The organism is Pseudomonas sp. H3_C08 (genome assembly GCF_054669455.1).
On the sequence record NZ_CP162803.1, the window covers coordinates 1,611,738 to 1,632,737 of the forward strand.

The following is a 21,000-nucleotide window of genomic DNA, read 5'->3' on the forward strand; positions in this document are numbered from 1 at the left end:
TTGTATGCACGGTTCAATCACACAGTTCGCCCGTCACTGCCTCGCCGGTGCGCTGCTTTCGGCATTGGCGCTGAGCGCGCAGGCCAAAGCCTTGCCCGGCGCGCCCGCACCGTTCGACAAAGGTCAGGTGCAGATCGCGCTGGTGGGGTATTTGTTCTCCGGGGACTTCCCCGAGGCGTATTTGCGCGGCGTCGAAAAACAGACCGAAGCACTGGGTGCCAACCTGCGGGTATTCGATGCCCGGCAGCAAGCGGCGAGTCAGGGCGAGATGATCGATCAGGCAGTCGATCTGGGCGTCGACGGCATCATCGTCCAACTCGGCTTGGCCGAAACCCTTAAAGCACCGATTGATCGCGCTATCGCTAAAGGCATCAAAGTCGTCGCTTTCGATGTCGATCTGAACACCCCGCAAGTGACCCAGGTCGAGCAGGACCACCATGCGCTGGCGCGTCTGGCCCTCGATCAAGCCGTCAAGGACAACGGCACAAAGTTTGATGCCGGCTACGTGTACATCAGCGGTTTTACGCCGATGGAGCGCCGCGACGAGATCTGGAGTCAGGTCAAGAAAGCCAATCCGGGGATCGTCGAGAAGGCACGCTTTGGCACACTGAATCCGCCGATTGCCAACTCCGTGGCGGATCAGGCCAGCGCCGTGCTTCGAGCCAATCCAGGCATCAGCGTGATCTTTGCCCCGTTCGATGAGTTCGCCAAAGGCGCAAAAATCGCCGTCGACGAAGCGGGGCTGGCGAGTAAGGTCAAGATCTACAGCGCCGATATTTCCACTGCCGATATTCAAATCATGAAAGAGCCGGACAGCGCCTGGGCGGCGACGGCAGCGGTCAATCCGCAAGTGGCCGGGGCAATCAGTGTGCGCAGTCTGGCGATGTTGATTGCCGGGGAAAATCCGGGGCATCAGGTGCTGGTACCGCCGACACTGATTACTCGTCAACAGTTGCTGGATCTGGATGTGAAAAACGTGCGTGATCTGGCGCAGAAACTCCCGGCCTTCGGTGATACCGCGAATGTCGCACGGGCGTCGTGGATCCCGGTGGCCAACTAGAACATTTGCCACGACGTCGCCCCTGTGGGAGCGAGCCTGCTCGCGAAGAGGTCCGATCAGTTGATATCTCTGTTGACTGACCCAGCGCTTTCGCGAGCAGGCTCGCTCCCACAGGGGTCACGTGTAGTTGCGCAAACTGAGGGAGTTCTGGAGCTTACATGCACAACAAAGCTGACCGCTTACGCAAAAGCCGTTCCCCGAAAACTGATCCGGCGCTCGGTAAACGACTGCCCCCAGGCCAAGTGCTGACGGAGCGTTTTCCAATCCTGCACGAAGGTGAAATACCGGAATACGACCTCGCCAACTGGTCGCTGCGCCTGTTCGGCACGGTCGACCAGCCAATCGAATTACGTTATGCCGATCTGCAGGCACTGCCGCAACGACAACTGCGCTGCGACATCCATTGCGTGACACGCTGGTCGAAGTTCGACACCGAGTGGAGTGGGGTGCATCTGCAGGATTTGTTGCAGGCGTTCGATATCCAGCCGACATCAGCGTTCGTCATGGCTCATGCCGACCCCGATTACCAGACCAACTTGCGACTCGATGATCTGTTACCCCCCGACAGTCTGTTGGCCACCCACTACGCCGGCCAGCCGCTGAGCGCGCAACATGGCTGGCCACTGCGGCTGGTGGTGGCGGGGCGGTATTTCTGGAAGAGCGCGAAGTGGTTGCGCGGGCTTGAATTCGTCGAGCAGGAGCAAGCGGGATTCTGGGAGCGCAATGGCTTTCATCTGCACGCCGATCCGTTTGCCGAACAGCGTTTCAGTGGTGATGAACTGGATATTGCCGAGGATGCCTGGCTGGAAAAAGAGTTCGACTAAGTTTTCTAGACGCAACCTGTTCAAACATTGAAATACGATCAACCTGTGGGAGCGAGCCTGCTCGCGAAGGGGCCGGGCCAGCTGCCTCTTTGGTGACTGATCCAGCGCTTTCGCGAGCAGGCTCGCTCCCACAGGGGGGGATGTGTTCCGCACCTTGCTTAGTTGTAGGTTAGTTGGTTCTGGTGTTGGCTAAGCAACACTTATGTTGAACTAAGAACAATCCTTTAGAGCGATCTAACCTAAGCGTTATTGGTTCTTTTGCGATCAACTGAAGCTCGTCTAGCATCGGGCTTCAAGGGGAAACGTCTCACGCTGGGGAAACTGCAATTCACCGTAAAAAAGCTTCACTGCCTTCCAGAAATCCAAAACTACAGCAGACATTGCCGCGCATTGCTTGCCGAACTTTATTGTCGGTAACGGCCGGGTATTAACTGCGATTCAAGGAGCTGTTATATGCATTACCGTTCCCGTTCATTACTGGCGGCCGCTGTCGTGTCCGCTATTTGGCAACTTCCGGCCAACGCCGAAGAAACTTCCGTCAGCGCCGACAGCGAATCCCGACTCGGCACGGTGTTGGTCACCGGCACCCGGGGTACTTCGCGTACCGTGCTGGATTCGCCGGTTCCGGTCGATGTGCTCACCGCCGAAGACCTCAAATCCGCCGGCGCCGCTGATGGTGAACTGGGCGCGGCGTTGCAGACGTTATTGCCATCCTTCAGCCTACCGCGCCAATCCAACTCCGGCGGCGCCGACCATGTGCGCGCGGCGCAACTGCGTGGCATGAGCCCGGATCAGGTGCTGGTGCTGGTCAACGGCAAGCGCCGCCACACCTCAGCGGTGGTCAACGACTCGTCGAAGATTGGTCGCGGTACTGCGCCGGTCGACTTCAACTCGATCCCGCTCAGCGCTATCAAACGTATCGAAGTGCTGCGTGACGGTGCCGGCGCGCAGTACGGTTCAGATGCGATTGCCGGGGTGATCAACATCATCCTCGACGACGCGCCCGAGGGCGGCGAAGTGTCGACCAGTTATGGCGCTTATCACACCCATCAGGACGCCATCGGCAAGACCACCACCGACGGCCAGAACAGCGTGACCACGGCGAAGATCGGCACGCGTTTAGGTGAGGAGGGCGGGTTTATCCGTGGCGGCACCGAATACAAGGATCGCAACCCGACCAACCGCGCCGGTTTTGACGGCTTTGCCGATACCCCCGGCCAGCGCAACTATGTGATGGGCGACGGCGTCGCGCGGGACGTCAACCTCTGGTTCAACAGCGAACTGCCGCTGGCCGGCGGCAAGGCTTACAGCTTCGGTACTTACAACCAGCGCCACACCACCGGCGCCGAGTTCTATCGCTATCCGTACGAACAGCCGCAGTTCTACCCCAACGGCTACTTGCCGCAATCGCTCGGCGACAACAAGGACATCTCCGCCACCGCCGGTTTCAAGGGCCTGATCGGTGACGAGTGGGATTTCGACAGCAGCGTCACCCACGGTCGCAACCGCTTCGATGGATCGACCCGGCGCACGCTGAACGTCAGCCTTGGAGAAGACTCGCCGACGAAGTTCGACACTGGCGATTACGAGCTGCGCCAGACCACCACCAACCTCGATTTCAGCCGCGAACTGCGTCTCGGCGAGCGCTCCTTTGTATTGGCGGTTGGCGGCGAATACCGCTATGAAAACTACCTGACCTATGCCGGTGACGAGGCCTCCTACATCGGCTCCGGAGCCGACGGCGCCAACGGCCTGCGCCCGAGCGAAGAGTCGGATCTGGATCGCAACGTGTTCGGCACTTACGCCGAGTTGTCCGGCGATCTCACTGATCGCTTCTTCGTCGACGCCGCGACCCGCTGGGAACATTACGACGATGCCGGCAGCAAACTCACCGGCAAACTCAGCGGTCGCTACAAGCTCACCGAGCAATGGGCCTTGCGCGGTGCGGTATCGAACAACTTCCGCGCACCGTCGCTGGCCCAAAGCGGCTTCCAGAACACCACCAGCAACTTCGGCGATGGCGGCACGCTGACTGACATCCGCGTGCTCTCGGTCAACGACCCGATCGCCCGCGCACTGGGCGCCGAGAAGCTTGATCCGGAAACCTCGAAGAACTTCAGCCTCGGGCTGACCTTCCAGTTGAACGAACGCTTCGACGCCTCGCTGGACGTGTTCCGCATCGACGTCAAAGACCGCATCACCCTGTCGCAACGCATTGGCAGCGATGCGCTGGAAAACTACATCAACGACAACTTCGGCGTTGCTGGCGTGCACGACGTCAGCTTCTTCACCAACGCCGCCGACACCAGCACCGACGGTGCCGAACTGGTGCTCAACTACCATCAGCCGTTTTACGAAGGGCAACTGGGTCTGACCACCGCGTACACCTACAACCACACCAAAGTCACCAGCACCAAAGGCACGCCGTCGCAACTGACGGCGCTGGGCATCGGCAATGACGCCCTCGTTGGCGTCGAAGAAACCAACACCCTGACTGACGCGGCGCCAAAGGATCGCTTCATCTTTTCCGCCAACTGGGCCAGTGAACACTGGGGCCTGCTCGGGCGGTTGACGCGCCAGGGTGAGACCACCCGCGTGTTCGATTTCGGCGACTCGCAACCGGAGCAAACCTACGGTGCCGTGTGGCAACTGGACGCCGAGGTGGCCTACAAATTCACTCCGAAATTCAACATTGCCGTGGGCGGCAACAACCTCACCGACAACTACCCGGAACGCTCCGGTTCGGCGATCAACTACGGCGGCAACCTGCCGTACGACGTGCTCTCGCCAATCGGCACCAACGGGGCCTACTACTACGCTCGCGCCACCTATGGTTTCTGACGCAGGGCCGGGGCGGCACCTGCCGGTGTTTCAGGCGTTGCTGATCACGCTGGGCATGGTGATCACCACCGATATTCTGAAAACCGCGCCGACCGTGGCCCTCAACGTCGGGCCAGAGCATTTCTATCTGGTGTGGGTGCTGGGCGGTGTCGCGTCGATGATTGGCGCGCTGTGTTTTGCCGAGATGGCCACGGCGTTTCCGCACCCGGGCGGCGATTATCACTTTCTGCGCACGGTGTATGGCGAGCGCATGGGATTCTTGTTCGCCTGGTCGCGGTTTACGGTGATGCACACCGGGTGGATTGCTTTGTCGGCGTTCATGTTTGCCGATTACGTCAACGCGGTGGTGCCGCTGGGTCAGTACGGCTCGGGGCTGTTTGCCGGGGCGGTGATTGCCGCGCTGGTGTTGCTCAATCTGACGGGCAAACGCATTGGTTTTATCACCCAGACCTTGTTGGTGGGACTGTTGGCACTGGGCTTTTTGAGCATTGCCAGTGCCGGCGTTTTTTTGGCTTGGCAAGGCATCGAAGCGCCTGCGCCGAGTCTTGCGCCCGTCGCGGAAAAAACCGGTATGGCCGGGTTTTCGGCGGCGATGATTTTCGTCTTTCTGGCGTTCGGCGGCTGGAGCGATGCGGCGACGTTGCCGGCGGAAGTGCGTGATGGCCGGCGGGGGATTTTCATCGCCATGCTCGGTGCGCTGAGCGTGTTGATGGCGATCTATCTGGCGCTCAATTGGGCGTTCGTTCAGGGGCTGGGATTCGCCGGACTGGCGGCCAGCAATGCACCGGCGGTTGAGTTGTTGAACCGTGCATTCGGTGCGCCCGGTGTCATGCTGATTTTGCTGATGGTCGGCATCGCCGCGATCGCTACGATCAATTCGACCCTGCTGGTCGGCGCGCGCACCACTTACGCGGCCGCGCGTGATGTGCCGCAACTGCGCGGTTTCGGCGAATGGGACGATCGGCATGGCGTACCGCGTAAAGCGCTGCTGGCGGAAGGTGCGGTGGCGTTGTTGCTGGTGCTGTTTGGCAGTTTTACCCAGAGCGGTTTCAACACAATGGTCGAGTACCTGACCCCGGTGTACTGGCTGTTTCTGAGTTTGAGCAGCGTAGCGCTGATCATCCTGCGACGGCGCTTTCCCGAGGTGCCGAGGCCGGTGAAGGTGCCGTTGTATCCGCTGTTGCCGCTGCTGTTCTTCGGGTTGTGCCTGTACATGCTGTATTCCAGCGTGACGGTGGTGGGGTTTGGGGCGTTTTTCGGGATTGCGGTGTTGCTGGTGGGTGTGGTGCTTTTGGCTGGATTGAGTCGCTTGAAGGCAGACCCTCACCCCAGCCCTCTCCCAGAGGGAGAGGGAGCCGACCGCGGTGTCTTGGGTGATACATCGACCTGAAAGACCGAATCGATTATGGCTTGAAGCAAATACTGATCGAAATCGATTTCGGATTCAGTGAGCCATGCTCAGGTCGGCGTAAATCTCCAATATTCCCGGATCGGTTCCCTCTCCCTCTGGGAGAGGGTTAGGGTGAGGGGCTTCTGATTCTAGAAGGACACCTCCGCCGGCTGCGACAACCGCAGCACCGACAAGTCCCCCGTAATACGCTTGTAAGCCAGGCGAATCGCTTCAATGTTGCCCGCATTCTTCGGGCTGTTCTCATGCAAGATCACAATCACCTTGGTGCTCAAGCGTTCAGGCTCCTTCGCGCCCTTATCCCGCCACTGCCCATACACATCGAACACACTGAAACCATCAGGAAATCGCGACGTCACCTCCTGATCAAGAAACTCGCGCCAGCGCGCCGGACTGACCGCACCTTCCTTGCCATCGATCGAACCCACGGAGAAGTACAACTCGGTGCGAATCCACTGCGCCTGCGCCGGCCGCGAGGCATCGCCTTGCAGGGTCGAACTGGCGGGATCATGGGTGTGAATGGACGCAGGAGGAGGGCTGGCACAACCGGCGACGGCCAAAAACAAGGCCGCCAGTAAAAGACGTTGAGGCATGGAACATCCTTATTGATCGTTAGGTGAACCGCACAAGTATAAGGTTGCGGTTTACCGGCCAATAAAGACCTAAAAAGCAGGCGGCTAGGCGCTTCGGGAATAACTCCGTCTATCGCCTTGATTCACCTACAGCGACTGTCTGTAAGGTCTGCTTGCGGTAACCAGAAGGTTCAGCTCAGTGGCTTGCACGTCGAGAACCGGACTATCTGCCACGGGAACCGGCACACCATCCGCATTCAACTCGGCACGGATTTTTATTTTCAATACGGCATCTGTTGATGCTTTTGCGAGGCAGGGGGCTAAAACGACTTCCAGAGGCGTTTTCTTTCCTTTGTAGAACCAGAAACCGTCTTCCGACGCTTTGACAGCCCACAGATTTTCGAGTGACACGGGTTGTGCGCAATTCAAATTCGGCAGTCCGAGGAACTCACCTAAAACCTCATGCACGGTACCGTCCGCATGTGAAGTGTATTTGACGTAATCGTCAAATACATAAAGCGCCCGAGCCGCATTCAATTTTGATCGGGATAGCACTTCGCCTGGGTCCGGAGTGTTCTTTGCACTCTGATGCGGGCTTTTCTTCAGTAGATCTCCACTGACCATCAATCTGTTTTTGATTTCAACAGACGCCATGTTATCGAGCGATCTCAGTAGCGCCGCAGTGAACGTCACAAGTGCCGCAGCCTGGGACGTACCGCTTACTTTAGTGATTTTTTCGCTGTCATTGAGCCAAGATGAAAGATCGCATCCTGGGGCGGCGAGGTCGACTCTGGTGGCGCTGCGATTACTGAAAGCTGCTAACTCACCATCAGGTTTATGGGCCGCAACTGATATGACGTTGCGCTGTGATAGGCCGCCAAATGCTGCCGGGTAGTAGGGGGCGTCGCTGACGTCGGCTTTTCCATCATTTCCTGCGGAAACAACAAACAGATTGTTGCTCTCTACCAGACGTAAAAATATCTGATTCGAATTCGAGCCGGCGCCGGCATCGTATTCCAGGCTGAGGTTGATAACGCTATTGTTCAGTAGATTGAGTTGTTGACTCAATTCGCTGGTTGAATTGGGGATCAATGTTTCCTCGCCATTGCCGACATTCACAATCCACAGCCGTAACCAGGATCCTCCTCCGGGACGATCAAACACAGAAAGATAGGGCTGAAAGCTGCTGCCGCCTAACACCAGTCCCGTAACGTGCGTCCCATGGCCGCTTACGATGGATGCGTTTGTTTTTCCGTTTAAATAGTTGATTGGATAAATCTGCTTACCGCTCATGGTCATCGGACCGATGATGCCCGTTCCTCCAGTCATCTTGTTCATGAAAAAACGGGAGGGGAAATGAGAGCCAAAAACGAGTTTGCCGGCAACCAGGTTCGCGCCAAAAAAACCATTGTCTGCAATGGCAACTCTGGTGAAAGACTGATCCAGATTCAACAGTCTCACCGCTTGCAGAGAGTCCTTATAGGCATTTGACAACCACAAACTGTTGAATGACTCGGCAGGTGCAGAGGGATCCTCGCACTCAGGCGGGTTTTTATACGACTGAGTTTTCCCGGCTGCAATCTGGAACTCAGGCATTCCGGGCTCGGCAGGCGATGTAGCGGGCAAGGACTCGTCGAAGGATATCTTGACAACGTTTGACGTCTTGTAAGTGCTCAGTTTTGATTTGAGGTTGTCCGGTGAAAACGAAGCATGGACCACTGTCGCGGTGGTGATGTGATTGGGGACGAGTGTTTGACCGGGCTTTAGTTTGTTCAGATTGTGGATGCCTGATGACTGGAAATATTCGTCGACAACCTGACTTTCACCTGGCGCCCCGGTCAAGTTCTTGTAAACGTTGAAGGCGGTATCTCCAGGCTTCACGGTGTAAGGTTGGGCGGGTTTTGTATCCACGATAAGGCAAGCAGGCCAGTTCATCTTGTACGCAAGGTCACCGATGATGGCATTCGGATCAGGTGATAAACCTACAGGCTGGTTCATCTCCTGCAACTTGTCCCAATAGGCCTGATTAAAGGAACCGCACAGCACCGAGATAATCTGGTTGGCGCTTAGTTGATTGAGATCCGGATAGTTTTCTCTTGGCAATTGTTTTGCATCGACCAAGCCCATGAACGCCCTCAGATAATCATCCGAGACCGGCCCGGCGGCACGAACGGCGAACGTTCGTTTCTCTGCGTCCGGCACAGCACTTGACGCCAATGCAACCCCGCAGCAGGTGGTCAGAGAGGTCAATAGAAAGGCAACTCGAGTCAATCTCGACATGGTTTGTACCCTGGGGTCCGATTGAACCCACAAATTACGTTCTGCTTATCGGTGGCCAGCCAGGTTGTCACAAACTTTCTGAACGAGTCGGTGGCAAGCGGCGCTACTCGGGAAATGGCGACGGCGCCGGCCTTGCCTGGAATCACTTCAACAGTAGAGTTCACGGCACGCACTTTTCTTGGCTGGGTCTGCGTGGCTGTTGTCACGCCGGAGAACAATGGGCCACCCGAATCTCCGGGGCAAAGCGCAGGCGCACTGTTGAGCGGTGATTGAATACTCGCAAACTGCTTTGAAAACTCTTGACCGTCACTGCCTGCAGACTGAATTTGTGCATCACCGATGCGAAGTAACCCATCCAGTTTCAAGTCAGTGTTCGGGTGGAGGAGGATCGCACTGTCAGAGCAACCAAATCCTGTCATCAGGACGCTAGTGCCGGAGTTCAGGTTGCTGGCGCTATCTATATTTTCATAGCGCAGTTGGTTGAAGAGTTCGGGCGACACCTCAGTGAGTTTGAAGCTGCACAATGCGTAATCCTGACTGACACGAGGTTCGTTACCTCGCCATCCACCTTCCTGTATTGCCTTGGAGTATTCGTCGGATATTCGACATGAAACCGGCAGCTTTTGCCCCCCGATATCCAGAAACACCACAGAACGAATCGGCCTCTCCAGCCCTGAATCGAAACAATGTGCAGCCGTCAGAAAAACCCCCGGCCCAACGAGCACTCCGGTACAGGTTACCGCCGGCTTGTTCCCCGGCGGCGAAAGCCGGGCATTCAGAATAGTGGGCCAATCCTGCCGCTTGGCCTTTACGCCGTTGACCAGTTGGATATCGCCTTCGACGCCGTGCTCTGCGAATGCTTTAAAGACAACCTCTGTCGGGTCGGATGACTCTTGTAGAGCTCCTGCACCACTAGCGAGCGCATTCAATACGATGAACAAGACTGTTTGAGCCGACGAAGTCAGCTTCGCTCTGTACATGATCCTTCTCCAATGACCCCGCCATGTTTACAACGTTATTTTTTTGCGTTGGAAGGCGCTTTTTCCTGACCCGCATCGGCATCAGTTGGTTTCTTTGCAGCCTTGATCGTTTCGATTAACTGTTTAACAGCTTGGAAGTCATCGGAGAAAGTTGAGAAACCATCCGCGGTGGTGGCGCCTGACACGGTTGCACTGCAAGTTGAGCCGAGTTCAAGTTTTCCATCTATCGATAAAGGTTGCAGGCGCACGGCATCCAGGTTGGATACGGTGACGTGGAACGCAGATTTTGAACCGTCAGATTTTCTGATAATTTCGAGTGTTGCACTTCTGCAAGCAGGTACTGGCCAGTACGGGACTTTACGATTCATTGCTTTTTCTCTGAAGCTTTGCAGAGTTACAGTTCCTGCGGGAGGGGTTGGGTTGTCGTATTTGAATGTATATGTCCAGTCACTATTTATCCTCCCGGACGGTTTGGAAATATCAGCAACAAAAGGCTCAAGATCGACTGCTTGTTCAGACGTTTCGCGACTCACAACTAATGCACCAATCTGCATTGCCGTGGCAACAACCGACGCTATTTGCCCTAGCCGCTTCGGTACCAGATTCTCGGCCTTGGTACTAACCGACGACACCATATCGGTATTTTGATACTTGGTTATTCCCACGGCGGTCGACTTCCAGAACCCTGAGTAGCCTTTAACCGCCATGGCTTGGCTATCATCGGGAAGCTGCACGACTTTGGCCTCCCATTTACGACGATCAATGACAGCTGTTGCCAAGCCGTTGGAGAGGGTGGGTGGCGAAGGCGTGGCGTCTTTCGACGGCGTTTCGGAGGTTTCGTTTTTTTTCTCGGCGGTGGAGCCGGTTTTAGTTTTTACGTTACTCGTCTTTTCCGTGGATTTGTTTTTTTCCTTGTTATTACCTGCTGCCGATTGTTCCTGGGCAGGCGTTTCCTTGCTCGTAACCTCTGCGATCGGCGTAACGAGAATATAAGTTTTTGGAAAGACAAAGTACTCATAATGCTCGTTCGCCTGAGCTTCTACTTCATCGAATTTTCCTTGAGGTGCCGGATCTGTGTATTGCATCTCCACCGTTTCACAACCGGTAAGAGCTAATACAGAAATGAGAGGGAAAATAGTTTTCACGCTAACCTCCTGGGCGATGCGCGAACGTCATCGGTCGGCAACCCGCGACACATTTAGTGTCAGGGAAGAATCCGTTTTGTTGGTTTTTAGGGATTCGCATTCTGTTGAATGCCCGAACGACATGCCCTGTCGGTGTACAACTAAAAAGTTTTGTACAGGTTGCTGAATTTCATTGAGTCCTGATGATGTTTCGAACTTTAGTCGCTGCCCCTGAACTGTCCAGTGGCCATTATTATTTATTAGAAATAATGCTTATTAAAAATGGCGATATTTGCGGTCCTCGCAGAGGCGGTAAAAGAGCTAGTACCCATGCTCAAACAAAAATCATGCGGTGGTCGGCGGTTTCGCCAACGCAATTTCCGCTGCCCCCAAACGCTTGAGAATTTCAAACAACAAATCACTTTTGGCCACCCCGACAATTCTCGGACTGCCTACATACCCGGTCACCGTCAAGGTGATTCCGTCCGGCGACAATTTGCTGAAGCGCACGAACGGTGCCGGTTTATCGAGGATGGTTTCGTTCTCCCGATACGTGTTGAGCAACAGGTCCTTGACCTCTTCGGGATCGATGTCCAGCGGGAACACCAGTTCCAGCAACGCCACGCCTTGCGCGCTGCCGCCCAGCGTGACGTTGCGCAGGTTCTGCGAGATCAGTTGCGAGTTGGGCACGATGACGATCGAGCGGTCGCTGAGCTGGATTTCCGTGGCGCGCACATTGATGCGGCGAATATCGCCTTCCACACCGCTGATGCTGATCAGATCGCCGACCTTCACCGGTCGTTCAGTCAACAGAATCAGGCCGGAGACGAAGTTCTTCACGATCTCTTGCAAACCGAAGCCGATGCCCACCGACAGCGCACTGACGATCCACGCCAGATTGGTCCACTGCACGCCCAGCGACGACAGCGTCAGCAGAATCACGAAGGCGTAACCTATGTTGGAAAACAGCGTGCTCAACGAGGCACACATGCCGGGGTCCATGTCGGTCCTGGGCAGGAACTCGTTGTCGAGCCAGCGACTCAGGGCGCGGATCAGCCAGATGCCGATCATCAGCGCCAGCACGGCATTGAGCAGGTGGCCGGGGACGATGTTCAGCTTGCGCAACCCGGCGCCGCCAAGGATCGCCATGATGTTGCTCGCCAGTTGCCCGAGCGTGGTGCCGATGCCACCGACAAACAGAGCGATCACCGCCAGCAGCATCAGCGCGGCCCGACTGAAGCCGGACAGCAGGATCGAGATCTGATCGAGGCGGCGATCACCGATGCCCAATAACTGTTTGAGCGCCTTGCCGCTCGCATGTCTGGGTGAAAATACGTGCTCGCAGGCGTCCTTGATCAACTGGATCAGCAGGTAGAAACCCGACAAGACGATGTAGGCCCACACCAACTCATAACTGATGAATCGCGCCAGCGACACGTAGCCGGCGAGCAAGGCAATCGCCGAGACAAACATCGAGACGCTGGCGATGGTGTAAATCACCCCGGCAAACGTACTGTTCGCTGCTGCCGCATCATTGGCCGCGACCAGCGCCTTGCGCACTTTGCCGACGCGCAACAACAGGACCGTCACGATCGCCAGCACAACGATCGAAATGACCCCGCGTCCGGCAATCACGATCTGGCTGCTCATGCCGGTGGCATTGCTCACCTGCACCAGCGTCACCAGCACCAATAACGTGCAGGACAGAATGCGCGGGTAGGGCCTGAGCGCCAGCGCCACCTGATCGGCAATCGCCGGCAGGCGCCACGAGGGATGTTCGGTCGACAGCAACGCGCGACTCAACCCGGTGAGCAGTACGCAGGCATAGACGACCTTTTCGAACTCTTCGGAGAAGGTTTCCAGCACTGGTGGCAAAGGTTGATGACGGGTGCAGGCGTAGAACAGTAATTGCAGGGCAATGGCGGTGGTGGCGATGGTCGCCAGCGCCGAGGCGAACGCCAGCGCACTGCGGCGCAGACGTCCCTCGGGCATGCGGTAAATGCACACCCAGGTCAGACCGCGTTCGGCCAGCCGGCGACCGAAGGTCCAGATGATCAGCGCCACTAGCACCAGGATACTGGTGAAGAGGCGTTCGCCTGGCGCCCAAACCGTGGCCCAGGTATCACGTACTTGATCGACGAAAAAACGCAGACGCTGACGATCATCGTCGGTCGGATTCACCAGCGGTGACCAGAAACTCGGACTCAGCACGCTGTCAGTGCCCAAGGTCAACTCGCTCTCGAGCAACGTGCGACGAATGCCGGCGATCTGCGTAATCAGGTCCGCCGCGCTCTGCTTCAACGCCGCCAGGCTCTTCAGGGTTCCGTCGACCTTGCTTTTCTGCTCTGCCAGCGCTGCCCGTTGCACTACGATATCCGCCTGTTCCGCCGCCAGATCAGCATCCGGCGCCGCGCCGAGCACCCCCAACTGCACCGCCAGTTGCGCCTGCTGCGGCAACAACGCCGTCGACAACCGATCGACATCCAGAATGAACGCCTGCACCCGATCCTGCGGGCCTTCGAGCTGGTTGTAATTGTTCGCCGCGGAAATCTGTTGCTTGAGGCCGTCGAGGCGTTGTTGCAGCGCCTGCAGTTCGCTTTGTGAAATCACCGGCAGCGGCGCGGCGGCGGTGGTTGCCGGCGGCGGCAAGTCGGCGGCCAATAGCGTCGGACTGCCGCCAACCAGCAGCATGAATGCAACAAAAAACAACGACTTCAATGTGTTGCGCATGGGTGAGGCGGCTCGAATGGATCACACAGTCTATGAGGTTAGGTGATCGAGGCGATTGGCGAGGAAAAGTTTCCGGCAGAGCAGGGTAGGTGAGCAGAACTTGCAGACGCAAAAAGCCCGACGGGTGAGGTCGGGCCTTTATTCGGTGACGGCGGTAAAGCGCTGCACTCAGACGGCGCGGCGTTCGAGCAAACGGTCGGAACCCCCTTCGGCAACGGCATCGCTGAACAGCGGATCAGTCTGGGTGGCGGCGGCTACTGCGTCGCTGAACAGCGGATCGGTTTGAGTCGCGGGAGCGGCAACAGCGTTCAGGGCGAACAATGAGAAAGCGATGCTGAGAAGGGCTTGGCGTTTCATGAGTGTGTGCTCCTTGGGGTAGTGGTCAGGTCTGGAGCCGATGTTACGCCGTGCTATTGATAAGAGAACTTCATTGAATCAATGGTTGTTATTGATGCGGTTAATGGCTGTGCTTTGTGAAGGCGCAACCCTGCACTCAGTCATAGCCGATCTTGACCTGCGCACTGATCAGCTCGGCCAGCATCCGTACAGGTTCGGTGAAGGTCTGGCGCGATCGGTGCACCAGCCCGATATCACGGTGGAACGTGTGCTGACCGAGGTCGAGCACCCGGACGCCGGCAGGCCAGGCAAAGTCGGGCGCCGTCTGCGGCACCAGCGCCACGCCGACACCGTTTTCGACCAGTTTGATAATTGCCTCCAGTTCATCCAGCTCGCAGACCTCGTGCAGGGTGAAATGCATCTGCCGTAAAAAGCGGTCGACCTGCCTGCCTCCGAAAGAGGAGCGGTCGTATCGAATGAATGGCTGGCTGGAAAGCAATTGGGCCCAGTCATCGCCCGGCACATCGCGTGGCACGATCAACCGGTAAGGCTCCAGCGCCAGCGTGGTCCAGCGCAGATCACTTTGCAGTGAGAAGGGGGGTCGGATGATCACGGCCATGTTGATCTCGCCAGCATCCACCAGGTTGACCAGTTCCATCGACAACCCCGGAACGATCCGGGATCTGCACTGCGGGCAGTGCTGGTGAAACTTCGCGAGTGCATCGGGTAGATAAGAGCGCTGCACCGACGCAATGGCGCCGATGTTGACCAGCACGCTGGGCGGCAGCCCCACCGTTGTCGAGCCGAGGCTGTCGTAGAGCCTGAGCAGTTCTTGCGCTTGCAGCAGTATCTGGTGGCCCATTCTGTTGAGGTGTGCCGAGCGCCCCTTTCGGTCGAAAAGCTCGAAGCCGAGTTCGGCTTCCAGGCGCTGGATCTGGGCGCTGACGGCAGCCTGCGTGAGGCCGATCCTGTTGCCGGCTGCAGCGAAAGTACCTTCGCGTGCTACGGCGATGAGTGTCTTCAGTTCTTTGATCATTCACAAATATTAATTGTGTTTCTAAGAAATATATATTGATTTTTATGTTTGGTTTTCCGCCCTAGGATGTTTCCCATCCCCCGGCAGCGGCTGAACCCAAGGCGCCGATGACGGCAGGAATGTTCACCAACCAACAAAAACATGATTGGAGTTTCTGATGAGCCTCTCGCCTTTTCACCTCGCTATCCCCGTTTACGATCTGGCTGCAGCGCGCACCTTTTACGGTGAAGTCTTTGGTCTTGAAGAAGGGCGCTCCAGTACTCAGTGGGTCGATTTCGACTTTTATGGCCACCAACTGGTGATTCATGAACACCCGAAAACTGCGTCCCAGGAAAGCGTTCACAGCAACCCGGTCGACGGTCACGACGTCCCTGTTCCGCACTTCGGCATCATTTTGGGATGGCAACAGTGGGAAGCATTGGCCGAACGTCTGAAGTCCTTTGGCACCGAGTTTGTGATCGAACCTTACATCCGCTTTCAAGGGCAGGTGGGTGAGCAGGCCACCATGTTCCTCTTTGATCCTTGCGGTAACGCCCTGGAGTTCAAGGCGTTCAAGGATATGAGCCAGCTCTTCGCCAAGTGACAACCGTCATGGCACAACCCGGTTGTGCCATTTGGTCCCTAGTGAGCTGGAAGCTCATGACTCTAGCAACTGCCGCTGACGCAGACCTTTCCTTCCAACAAAAAGGCTAGACATGAAACGTATTCCCCTGGTGTGGCAAATCGTTGCCGGGCTGTTGCTTGGCGTGCTCGTCGGTTGGTATTTCAATACCCATCCGCAATATCAAACGTGGGTCAGTACAGAGATCCTCAAGCCCCTCGGTGACATCTTTATCAAGATGATGAAGATGGTGGTTGTACCGATTGTCTTCTGTTGCATGATTCTGGGCATCGCTGGCGGTGGCGATAACAAGTCGTTTGGCCGCATGGGCATCAAGTCGCTGGGTTATTTCTTTGCTATTACCGCGCTGGCCATTGTCATCGGCTTGTGTTTCGCAAACCTCTTTGAACCGGGTAGCGGCACCGATATTTCCGGCCTGTCGCATGGCACGGCATCGATCAACATGGAACCCTCGAAAGGCGCGCTGGTGATCGTGCAGAACATCGTGCCGGATAATGTTCTGGTGGCGATGTCGGAAGCGAAATTGCTCTCGGTACTGTTCTTCGCCGTGCTGTTCGGCCTCGCTTTGAATGCGTTGCCAAGAGAAAAAAGTGCGCCAGCCATCGCGGTGGTTCAGAGCATTTCCGATGCGATGTTCAAAGTGGTCTCTATTGTCATGGCCTACGCGCCGGTCGGTGTCTTCGGCATGATTGGCGCCACAGTCGCGACATTTGGTTTTGCCTCGCTGTTGCCATTGCTCAAGTTGATCGGGGTGGTTTATCTGGCGCTGATTGTGTTCGCTCTGGTGATACTCGGCGGCATTTGCTACTTGATTGGCGAGAACATTTTCAAATTGATTCGCTACTTCCGCAGTGAATTGATTCTGGCGTTCTCAAGTGCCGCATCCGCCGCCGTCATGCCGCAGTTGATGAGCCGTTTGGAGACCTACGGTGTACCGCGGCGGATCGTCAGTTTCGTGGTGCCGGTGGGTTATGCATTCAATCTGGATGGCGCTTCGATCTTCCTCGGCGTCGCGACGATCTTTGTCGCGCAGCTCTATGGCATCGACCTGTCGCTGTCGCAGCAGATCCTGCTAGTGGTGACGATGGTCCTGACGTCCAAAGGCGCGGCGGGGGTGCCCGGGTTTGCCATCATCATCCTCTCCGCTACGTTGGCTTCGGCCGGTCTGCCCCTGGAAGGCGTGGCATTGATCGCGGGTATTTTCAGGATCATCGACAGCGGTACGACCACGCTGAACGTATTGGGCAATGCCATCGCACCGCTGGTGATTGCCAAGTGGGAAAGGGCAGCGCTTGAACCGTCAGGTGTTCATCCCGCTGCCGAAGTGTGAGCCTTCAAGCGTCGGACCCTCACGTTTGAAACCGCACCGATAACGAGTGCACGCCCGCTGGCGCAGGGGCGTTTTTTTTGGGTTGCTTTACTAGACGACCGGTCTATTGAATAGGAGTGCTTATGATTGATAACGCTGTTGATACCGACCTTTTTTCGCCCATGCAGATGGGCGCGCTGCAATTGGCCAATCGAATTGTCATGGCCCCCGTGACGCGCAGCCGGATGGCCGACGACGGCGTACCGAATGAAATGCATGCGACTTACTACGCTCAGCGTGCGAGTGCAGGTTTGATCATCGCCGAGGCGACGAACATTTCCGCTCAGGGACGTGGCTATGCGATGACGCCGGGCATCTGGTCGCAAGCGCAGGTCGCCGGGTGGAAACAAGTCACCGATGCGGTGCACGCGGCCGGCGGAAAAATCGTCTGCCAGCTGTGGCACGTGGGGCGTTTTTCCAGTGTCGAGTTGCAGCCCAATGGCGAAGCGCCGGTCGCACCCTCGGCCATCAAGGCTGAGGGCAGCACGTATACCGAGAAAGGTTTTGTCGAGGTATCGATGCCTCGCGCGCTTGAGATCGCGGAAATTCCTGGAATCATCGAGCAGTACAAACTCGCCGCCGAGAATGCCAAGCGAGCCGGCTTCGATGGCGTCGAAGTGCATTCGGCCAACAGTTATCTGCTCGACCAGTTTCTGCGTGATTCGACCAATCAGCGCACGGACCTCTATGGCGGCTCCATCGAGAACCGTGCCCGGCTGACGCTGCAAGTGACGGAAGCGGTGGCGTCCATCTGGGGCAGCGACCGTGTCGGTATCCGCCTGTCTCCGGTAACGCCCGATGCCGGCAATACGCCGCCCGACAGCAACGTCATGGCGACTTACGGCTACCTGATCCAGCAACTCAATCGATTCAATCTGGCCTACCTGCATTTCGTCGAAGGCGCCACGGCCACTTCTCGCAGCGTTCCTGCGGGCGTGGATCTTGATGCGCTGAGTGCGCAGTTCGACGGCGCGTTCATTGGCAACAACAACTATGACCTGGCGATGGCGCTTGAGCGTCGGGCGCAGGGCCATATCGATGCGGTGGCGTTTGGGCGTTTGTTTATTGCCAACCCCGACCTGGTCGAGCGCTTGCGCCACGGTCTCGAACTGACCATTGCCCCGCGTGAGAGTTACTACGGCGGTGGCGCGAAAGGCTACATCGATTGGCCAACCGCTAACGCCTGAATGGCAACCCTGACACCGACCGGGCGCAATCGCATTCACTGCAAAGAGGAACGGAACATGAATTATCTACACAACAAAGTCGCCATCGTCACCGGTGCATCTTCCGGTATCGGCGCGGCCACGACGCGCGCGCTGGCGGCACAAGGGGTTCGCGTGGTTGCCGCTGCGCTGGACGAAAAGGGCCTGCAGGCGTTCGTCGCCGAGTTGCGTGAGGCCGGCCATGACGTGGTCGCTTTTACCGTTGATGTGACCCGGCTTGAGCAAACCAGAGCACTCGCCAGGTTCGCGCAGGACGCCTATGGCGGTGTCGACATTCTGGTGAATAACGCCGGGCTGATGCTGTTCTCCAATTGGGTCGATCTGGCCGTGGAGGATTGGGAAAAGATGATCGACGTGAACATCAAGGGTTATCTCAACGCTACTGCGGCAGTGCTGCCTGTGATGCTGGAGCAGCGGTCCGGGCAGATCCTCAATATGGACTCGGTGGCCGGCCATCAGGTCGGGCCGGCGGCGGGTGTTTACAGCGCTACCAAATTTTTTGTGCAGGCCATGACCGAGTCCATGCGCAAGGAACTGGGCGTACAGCATGGCATCCGCGTCAACACGGTCAGCCCCGGCGTTATCAATACCGGTTGGGCGGACAAGGTCAGTGATCCGCAAGGGCGCAAGGCCGCCCAGGAACTCAACCGCATCGCCATCGCGCCTGACGATGTTGCCCGTGCGGTGATCTATGCGCTCAACCAGCCGGAAAACGTCACCGTCAACGACCTCATCATTTCGCCGACGCGCCAGGACTGGTGAGTGTTGGCTGCTGCAGCCACCGGGTGCCAGCCTTGGCTTCCGGTGGCCTTTGTAACTCACCCCCAACGAAAGGAAACAACCATGTCGAAGAACATCAAGGCTGTACCGACCGCCGAATACACCGCTGTCATCGCCACCGCCAATCAATACGTCGAAGGTCTTCGGGTCGGTGATGCTCAAGGCGTTGCTCAAGCCTTCCATAAAGAGGCGGTGATGTACGGTTTCACCAACGGCGAATTACTCGGCGGCCCGATCAAGAACCTGTTTGATTTCGTCGAGAAAAACGGTGCGGCCCCGCAAATCAGCACACGTCTTGACGTGCTGGCGATCACACCGACCACCGCAGTGGTGCGCGTGGACATGGAAACCGATGCGATCGGTGCTGACTACAACGACTACCTGACCCTGATCAAAATGGGCGGCGTCTGGAAGGTCATCGCCAAGGTTTATCACCAGTTCGAGGCCTGAGTCTCGGTCGATCCCGGTAGTCCGTTGCCGGGATCGGCGGATGATCAATTACAAGGGGATACGAGATGAAGGTTAAGTTTTCCGCTGTCGTGGAAGGCGCTGCACAACAGGTCTGGAACGTGGTGAAGCAGTTTGGCGAGATCAAGAACTGGCACCCTTCGATTGTGGACAGTCATATCGAAGGCGCAGGTCCCGAGATTGTGGGCTGCATTCGCACGCTCACGTTGAGCGATGGCACCGTTGTCAGAGAGCGCTTGTTGTCGGTTGATGACTCGGCGTTGAGGCTGTCCTACCGTTTTGAAGAGTCGCCCTTACCGCTGGACAACTACGTGGCCAGCGTGGAACTGGTTGCTTTGTCAGGCCAGGACAGAACACTGGTCAGTTGGCTGGCCAGTTTCGATCTTCGAGAACCGACCAGTGCCGAGCACTATCAGGCACTGATTCGCAGCCTGATCGTCGACGGCCATGGTGGGCTGCAGGCGCTGCTTGCTCGGTAATACAAAACCCAGGTTCACATGCCCCGCATTCCCGCAAGGAATGCGGGGCATGAAGCGAATGAATTTTCCCTCTCGCGCTCTTCGGCGTAGCGTGCTCGAAAAACCAGGAGCATTGCCGTGAGCCAAACCTCGACCAGCCCCGCAGAAAAATTCGACACTTCCCGCGCCAGCGAATACGCCCGCCAAAGCCGCATCGCGCTGGCCGGCTACGACGCCTGTCATGATCTGGCGGCCTGCATGTTGGCGGCGAGCCTGGGTTCGCGTCCGGCCAACATACTGGTGGTCGGCGCTGGCGGTACGGCGCAGGAAATCATTGCGATGGCGGCGCTGGAGCCGCAATGGCATTTCACCGCAGTCGACCCTTCCGTACCGATGCTGGAAACCGCGACAGCGCAACTGCAGGCCAACGACTTGCTGCACCGAATCCAGCTGCATCTTGGCCACGTCGAAGACCTGCCGGCTGCTGCCTCATTTGATGCGGCAACGTTGATCGGCGTGCTCCATCATCTGAACGGTGATGAGCCCAAGCGCCAGATCCTGCAAGCGATTCAGGCGCGGCTCAAACCGGGCGCGCCGCTGATTGTCGCCGGCAACCATTACGCCTATGCCAGTCAGCCATTAATGCTCCAGGCGTGGGGGCAGCGTTGGCGGCAGCAGGGCGTCAGTGCGCAGGAGGTGAAGGCCAAGCTGGGCAAGATTCTGCAAGGCGCCGACCCGCCGCATTCCGAAGCGGCGGTTCAGGCGTTGTTGCATGAGGCCGGGTTTGGCGAGGCGACGCGGTTTTTCAGCAGTTTGTTCTGGGGGGCTTGGCTGGCGTGTAAAACGCCTTCTTGATGCGGACTGGTTCGCAAGGTGCGCTCAGACA

The 21,000-nt window shown here is 57.3% G+C and carries 18 protein-coding genes; 11 read left to right on the top strand and 7 right to left on the bottom strand.

What is annotated here, in order from left to right:
- Positions 1-4 precede the first annotated feature (4 nt).
- The 4 genes from AB4N74_RS07440 to AB4N74_RS07455 all read left to right on the top strand — a co-directional run bounded on the left by AB4N74_RS07440 (position 5) and on the right by AB4N74_RS07455 (position 6,115).
- Complete coding sequence (locus AB4N74_RS07440) at positions 5-1,060, top strand: substrate-binding domain-containing protein (protein WP_093433443.1); 1,056 nt, start codon at positions 5-7, stop codon at positions 1,058-1,060.
- A gap of 158 nt (positions 1,061-1,218) precedes the next feature.
- The gene (locus tag AB4N74_RS07445; protein WP_093433440.1) at positions 1,219-1,884 is read left to right on the top strand and encodes a sulfite oxidase-like oxidoreductase; all 666 of its coding nucleotides are present in this window, start codon (positions 1,219-1,221) and stop codon (positions 1,882-1,884) included.
- A 453-nt stretch (positions 1,885-2,337) separates the two neighbouring features.
- Positions 2,338-4,725 carry a TonB-dependent receptor plug domain-containing protein gene (locus AB4N74_RS07450; protein ID WP_460099074.1) on the top strand — a complete coding sequence of 796 codons (2,388 nt, stop codon included), beginning with the start codon at positions 2,338-2,340 and terminating at the stop codon, positions 4,723-4,725.
- Positions 4,715-6,115, top strand: a complete 1,401-nt coding sequence (locus AB4N74_RS07455) for an APC family permease (RefSeq protein WP_460099077.1) — start codon at positions 4,715-4,717, stop codon at positions 6,113-6,115. The genes AB4N74_RS07450 and AB4N74_RS07455 overlap by 11 nt, the downstream gene beginning before the upstream one ends.
- Positions 6,116-6,264: 149 nt before the next feature.
- Here AB4N74_RS07455 and AB4N74_RS07460 read toward each other — a convergent pair whose 3' ends face one another.
- The 7 genes from AB4N74_RS07460 to AB4N74_RS07490 form a co-directional block, all read right to left on the bottom strand.
- A complete protein-coding gene (locus AB4N74_RS07460; RefSeq protein ID WP_460099080.1) occupies positions 6,265-6,726 on the bottom strand; it encodes a DUF3574 domain-containing protein in 462 nt (153 codons plus the stop codon).
- 126 nt (positions 6,727-6,852) lie between these two features.
- Positions 6,853-8,985: a S8 family serine peptidase gene (locus tag AB4N74_RS07465; RefSeq protein WP_460099083.1), complete on the bottom strand. Its 2,133-nt coding sequence runs from the start codon at positions 8,983-8,985 to the stop codon at positions 6,853-6,855.
- A complete protein-coding gene (locus tag AB4N74_RS07470; RefSeq protein WP_460099086.1) occupies positions 8,973-9,965 on the bottom strand; it encodes a trypsin-like serine protease in 993 nt (330 codons plus the stop codon). The genes AB4N74_RS07465 and AB4N74_RS07470 overlap by 13 nt, the downstream gene beginning before the upstream one ends.
- Before the next feature lie 35 nt (positions 9,966-10,000).
- A complete protein-coding gene (locus tag AB4N74_RS07475) occupies positions 10,001-11,110 on the bottom strand; it encodes a hypothetical protein (RefSeq protein WP_460099089.1) in 1,110 nt (369 codons plus the stop codon).
- A gap of 324 nt (positions 11,111-11,434) precedes the next feature.
- Entirely contained in the window at positions 11,435-13,819 is a 2,385-nt protein-coding gene (locus AB4N74_RS07480; protein ID WP_460099091.1) for a DUF3772 domain-containing protein, read from the bottom strand.
- A gap of 168 nt (positions 13,820-13,987) precedes the next feature.
- Positions 13,988-14,176: a hypothetical protein gene (locus tag AB4N74_RS07485; protein WP_186624177.1), complete on the bottom strand. Its 189-nt coding sequence runs from the start codon at positions 14,174-14,176 to the stop codon at positions 13,988-13,990.
- Positions 14,177-14,312: 136 nt separating this feature from the next.
- Complete coding sequence (locus AB4N74_RS07490) at positions 14,313-15,191, bottom strand: LysR family transcriptional regulator (protein WP_460099094.1); 879 nt, start codon at positions 15,189-15,191, stop codon at positions 14,313-14,315.
- 157 nt (positions 15,192-15,348) lie between these two features.
- Between AB4N74_RS07490 and AB4N74_RS07495 the strand changes: the two genes are divergently transcribed.
- The 7 genes from AB4N74_RS07495 (at position 15,349) to AB4N74_RS07525 (ending at position 20,969) form a co-directional block, all read left to right on the top strand.
- Positions 15,349-15,774 (top strand): VOC family protein, encoded by a 426-nt coding sequence (locus tag AB4N74_RS07495; protein WP_026000724.1) that lies wholly within the window; start codon positions 15,349-15,351, stop codon positions 15,772-15,774.
- 112 nt (positions 15,775-15,886) lie between these two features.
- Positions 15,887-17,143, top strand: a complete 1,257-nt coding sequence (locus AB4N74_RS07500; protein ID WP_186624178.1) for a cation:dicarboxylate symporter family transporter — start codon at positions 15,887-15,889, stop codon at positions 17,141-17,143.
- A gap of 122 nt (positions 17,144-17,265) precedes the next feature.
- Positions 17,266-18,369 carry an alkene reductase gene (locus AB4N74_RS07505; protein WP_093433416.1) on the top strand — a complete coding sequence of 368 codons (1,104 nt, stop codon included), beginning with the start codon at positions 17,266-17,268 and terminating at the stop codon, positions 18,367-18,369.
- A gap of 57 nt (positions 18,370-18,426) precedes the next feature.
- The gene (locus AB4N74_RS07510) at positions 18,427-19,170 is read left to right on the top strand and encodes an SDR family oxidoreductase (RefSeq protein ID WP_093433610.1); all 744 of its coding nucleotides are present in this window, start codon (positions 18,427-18,429) and stop codon (positions 19,168-19,170) included.
- 81 nt (positions 19,171-19,251) lie between these two features.
- Positions 19,252-19,638 carry a nuclear transport factor 2 family protein gene (locus AB4N74_RS07515; RefSeq protein WP_093433413.1) on the top strand — a complete coding sequence of 129 codons (387 nt, stop codon included), beginning with the start codon at positions 19,252-19,254 and terminating at the stop codon, positions 19,636-19,638.
- 65 nt (positions 19,639-19,703) lie between these two features.
- A complete protein-coding gene (locus AB4N74_RS07520; protein WP_460099100.1) occupies positions 19,704-20,135 on the top strand; it encodes an SRPBCC family protein in 432 nt (143 codons plus the stop codon).
- A gap of 117 nt (positions 20,136-20,252) precedes the next feature.
- Positions 20,253-20,969, top strand: a complete 717-nt coding sequence (locus tag AB4N74_RS07525) for a class I SAM-dependent methyltransferase (RefSeq protein WP_460099103.1) — start codon at positions 20,253-20,255, stop codon at positions 20,967-20,969.
- Positions 20,970-21,000: the final 31 nt, after the last annotated feature.

What these genes read in the sequence shown, in the direction of transcription:
- AB4N74_RS07440 (WP_093433443.1), top strand. Translation starts at nt 5, where the DNA reads ATGCACGGTTCAATCACACAGTTCGCCCGTCACTGCCTCGCCGGTGCG.
- AB4N74_RS07445 (WP_093433440.1), top strand. Translation starts at nt 1,219, where the DNA reads ATGCACAACAAAGCTGACCGCTTACGCAAAAGCCGTTCCCCGAAAACT.
- AB4N74_RS07450 (WP_460099074.1), top strand. Translation starts at nt 2,338, where the DNA reads ATGCATTACCGTTCCCGTTCATTACTGGCGGCCGCTGTCGTGTCCGCT.
- AB4N74_RS07455 (WP_460099077.1), top strand. Translation starts at nt 4,715, where the DNA reads ATGGTTTCTGACGCAGGGCCGGGGCGGCACCTGCCGGTGTTTCAGGCG.
- AB4N74_RS07460 (WP_460099080.1), bottom strand. Translation starts at nt 6,726, where the DNA reads ATGCCTCAACGTCTTTTACTGGCGGCCTTGTTTTTGGCCGTCGCCGGT.
- AB4N74_RS07465 (WP_460099083.1), bottom strand. Translation starts at nt 8,985, where the DNA reads ATGTCGAGATTGACTCGAGTTGCCTTTCTATTGACCTCTCTGACCACC.
- AB4N74_RS07470 (WP_460099086.1), bottom strand. Translation starts at nt 9,965, where the DNA reads ATGTACAGAGCGAAGCTGACTTCGTCGGCTCAAACAGTCTTGTTCATC.
- AB4N74_RS07480 (WP_460099091.1), bottom strand. Translation starts at nt 13,819, where the DNA reads ATGCGCAACACATTGAAGTCGTTGTTTTTTGTTGCATTCATGCTGCTG.
- AB4N74_RS07485 (WP_186624177.1), bottom strand. Translation starts at nt 14,176, where the DNA reads ATGAAACGCCAAGCCCTTCTCAGCATCGCTTTCTCATTGTTCGCCCTG.
- AB4N74_RS07490 (WP_460099094.1), bottom strand. Translation starts at nt 15,191, where the DNA reads ATGATCAAAGAACTGAAGACACTCATCGCCGTAGCACGCGAAGGTACT.
- AB4N74_RS07495 (WP_026000724.1), top strand. Translation starts at nt 15,349, where the DNA reads ATGAGCCTCTCGCCTTTTCACCTCGCTATCCCCGTTTACGATCTGGCT.
- AB4N74_RS07500 (WP_186624178.1), top strand. Translation starts at nt 15,887, where the DNA reads ATGAAACGTATTCCCCTGGTGTGGCAAATCGTTGCCGGGCTGTTGCTT.
- AB4N74_RS07505 (WP_093433416.1), top strand. Translation starts at nt 17,266, where the DNA reads ATGATTGATAACGCTGTTGATACCGACCTTTTTTCGCCCATGCAGATG.
- AB4N74_RS07510 (WP_093433610.1), top strand. Translation starts at nt 18,427, where the DNA reads ATGAATTATCTACACAACAAAGTCGCCATCGTCACCGGTGCATCTTCC.
- AB4N74_RS07515 (WP_093433413.1), top strand. Translation starts at nt 19,252, where the DNA reads ATGTCGAAGAACATCAAGGCTGTACCGACCGCCGAATACACCGCTGTC.
- AB4N74_RS07520 (WP_460099100.1), top strand. Translation starts at nt 19,704, where the DNA reads ATGAAGGTTAAGTTTTCCGCTGTCGTGGAAGGCGCTGCACAACAGGTC.